Origin of the sequence: Streptomyces lothianensis (genome assembly GCF_047779955.1) — a bacterium.
Classification (GTDB): Bacteria; Actinomycetota; Actinomycetes; order Streptomycetales; family Streptomycetaceae; genus Streptomyces.
Genome location: NZ_JBLMKT010000104.1, coordinates 1 through 2,825 on the forward strand (window position 1 = coordinate 1; position 2,825 = coordinate 2,825).

Sequence of the window (2,825 nt, forward strand, 5' to 3'; positions counted from 1 at the left end):
TCCTTGACAAGGTCGCCGCCTACTGCCGACGAATCTCTGACTCAGGTCACTAGGGATGCTCCGGGTTGTCGGGCGTGCCGCGCATGCCCGCCTCGGTCAGCCGGGCCGCCAGTCGTTTCAGTCCGCGGTAGGCGGCCGTGCGTACCGCGCCCGGCCGCTTGCCGAGCACCCGCGCCGCTGCGGGTGCGTCGAGGCCGATGACCACGCGCAGGAGTACCGCTTCGGACTGGTCGCGGGGCAGTTCGGCGATGAGGGCGAGGGCGCGTTCGGTGGAGAGGGATTCCAGGGCCGCCGCGGAGGTGTCGTGCGGGCCGGGGAGGTCGAGGAGGTCCTGTTCGTAGGGGACGTGCTGGGGGCGTACCTTGCGGCGGCGCAGCAGGTCGAGGGCGCGGTGGCGGGCGATGACGGCGGTCCAGGCGCGGAACCCGGCGCCGTCGCCCTTGAACCGCCCGAGGTCGCGGGCGATCACGAGCCACGCCTCGGCCGCCACGTCCTCGGCCTCGTCGCCGACGAGCCCGCGTACGTAGGCGAGCAGTCCGGGCTGTACGAGGCGATAGGCGGTGGCGAAGGCCTGCTCGTCCCCGCCCTGGGCCTGCAGCACCGCAGCCCCGAGCCCCCCGTCCCCGCCGCCTGCCGCCCGCCCCACTCGCTCCCCAACTCCGCCCGCAGCACTGCCCGTCGTGCCCACGCCCCTCTGTGCAGTACTGCGCCACAGAGCACAGAAACGTCACAGGAGGCCTGGTGGCAGGTGCCGCTGCCGGGTGCCTCGCCCAACTCCCTTGTCTCGCGCGGATATGCGGCAGGGGTGAATGGTTGTATGGATGCCCCGGGTTCGGTTCATGAGATGTCCTACGTTCCGTTTCGGTGACGGAGAGGAGTTCCGGACCGCTGTGACAGAGGGGATCGGTTGATCTCTGGAACAGCAAGGAGAACAGGTTCATGGGTGCGCGTACACGGGAGCGTCGGCCGGTGGGAAGGGGCGAGGACAGCGGCGGGGGCAGGGGCCGGGGCCGGGGGAAAGCTGCGGCCCGGCGGCGTGGTGCGCGTGGCGGACGTGTGGTGCTCGGGGCTCTGGCGCTGAGTTCCGGGGCCGCGCTCGCGTACTGGGAGGACGAGCGGGCGGCGGATTCCGCCGGTGGGGCGACGGAGGAGGCGGAGAGCGCCGCGGAGGCCTCGCCAAGTCCCAGTTCGAGTCCCAGCCCCAGTCCGACGCCCAGCCCCAGTGTGAGCCCCAACCCGAGTGCGAGTCCCAGTCCGAGTGCGAATCCCAGCAAGAAGGCCTCGCCGAAGCCGAGTCCTTCGCCGGAGAAGCCCTCCACCATTCCCGTGCCGGAGACCGGGCCCGGCACGTTCGATGTCGCGGAGGCGAGCGGGGCGACCGTGGGCAGCGGCAGCCGGGTGCGGCGCTACAAGGTGCTTGTCGAGGACGGGATCGCCATCGACAGTGATGCCGCGGCCGCCGAGGTCTCCGCGATCCTCGCGGACCGGCGGGGGTGGACGCGGGACGGGGTCAACTCGTTCCGGCTGGTGAGCTCCGGCTCGTACGACTTCGTGGTGAAGATCGCGACGCCCGGTACGACCGATGAGATCTGCGGCGCCGCCGGGCTGCTGACGCGCGGTGAGGTCAACTGCAGTGTCGGCAAGGACGTCGTCGTCAACCTCAAGCGGTGGGTGCTGGGTTCGCCGCAGTTCGACGGGCCGATCGACGGATACCGGGCGCTGATCGTCAACCACGAGGTGGGGCACCGGATCGGGCACGGCCATGAGACCTGCCCGGGCGAGGGGCGCCCGGCGCCCGCGATGATGCAGCAGATCAAGGGGCTCAAGGGCTGCGTCTCCAATGCCTGGCCGTACGAGGCGGACGGGACATACCTGGGCGGACCCGCGGTCCCGTGAGGGGTCCGGGGGATGCGTGAGGGATACGTGAGGCGTATGGGAGTGATACAAGGGGTCAGCGGTGTGACGGATGCGGGGCCGCGCACGCTTGGTGAGGTGAGATGAGTGCGAATCCGCCCCCGCGCGAGGGGGATTCCGGTGAGTACGGGGCGGCGGACAAGGCCGGCCTCGAAGCCCTCGGCGCCCTCTTCGCGGCCGCCCGCGGCGGCGCGGGTGCGGCGCCGGCGGGCGATGAGGCACGCATCGGCGCCACGGATGAGGCCGATGCCGCCCCCGGGGCCGGGAGCAAGGCCGAGGCCGAGGCGGTCGCCGCGTTCCGCCGGGCGCGCGATGCCGGAGCGCACCGCGGGGCCCGTACGCGGCGCAGGGACGACTGGCGGCCGCGTTCGGCGGCCCGGCGGCTCGCATGGCGGGCCGGGATCGGCGCGGTGCTCGCCGGGCTGACCGTGGGCGGTGCGGCCGTCGCGGGGACCGGGATGGCGGGCGGCGACTCCGGTGAATGGGCCGGTGGCGGCGCGGTGCCCGCCGCGGCGAGTCTGTAGGACTCGGGAGGGGCGGGCCCCGGGGCAGGGGCCGAAGGTCGGCCCGGGGCGGCGGAGGAGTCCGTACGGTTGATGAATCAGGGGGAAGGCAGACAATGAGCGTGGTACGCAAGGCAGTCGGACTGTGCCTGGTCGCAGGCCTGGCGGATCGGGGAGCGGGCTCGGCGGCGGGCTGCTCGATGCGTAGGGGCGTGTCGGTGCGCAGAGAGTCCGGATCCGTATGAACGCGACTCAGATCCTCGTGGACGCGGCGGTGATCGTCTCCGTCGCCGCGAGCATCACGCTGGCCCCACGCGCCCTCGCGCGCACCCCACGCGCCCTCGCGCGCACCCCGCGCACCCCGCGCACCCCGCGCACCCCGCGCACCCCGCGCACCCCGCGCACCCC

3 protein-coding genes are annotated in these 2,825 nt (G+C 73.1%); 2 read left to right on the forward strand and 1 reads right to left on the reverse strand.

Translation table 11 applies throughout. The features are described 5' to 3' along the window. Positions 1 to 49: 49 nt before the first annotated feature. Positions 50 to 646 (reverse strand): RNA polymerase sigma factor, encoded by a 597-nt coding sequence (locus ACLF6P_RS29750; protein WP_415954525.1) that lies wholly within the window; start codon positions 644 to 646, stop codon positions 50 to 52. Between the two features lie 293 nt (positions 647 to 939). On the opposite strand from ACLF6P_RS29750, the gene ACLF6P_RS29755 reads away from it, so the two are divergent. Both ACLF6P_RS29755 and ACLF6P_RS29760 read left to right on the forward strand, forming a co-directional pair. Then, the gene (locus ACLF6P_RS29755; RefSeq protein WP_415954526.1) at positions 940 to 1,896 is read left to right on the forward strand and encodes a DUF3152 domain-containing protein; all 957 of its coding nucleotides are present in this window, start codon (positions 940 to 942) and stop codon (positions 1,894 to 1,896) included. Positions 1,897 to 1,997: 101 nt separating this feature from the next. Next, positions 1,998 to 2,438, forward strand: coding sequence for a hypothetical protein (locus ACLF6P_RS29760; protein WP_415954527.1), 441 nt, complete (start codon positions 1,998 to 2,000; stop codon positions 2,436 to 2,438). The last annotated feature ends 387 nt before the right edge of the window (positions 2,439 to 2,825 follow it).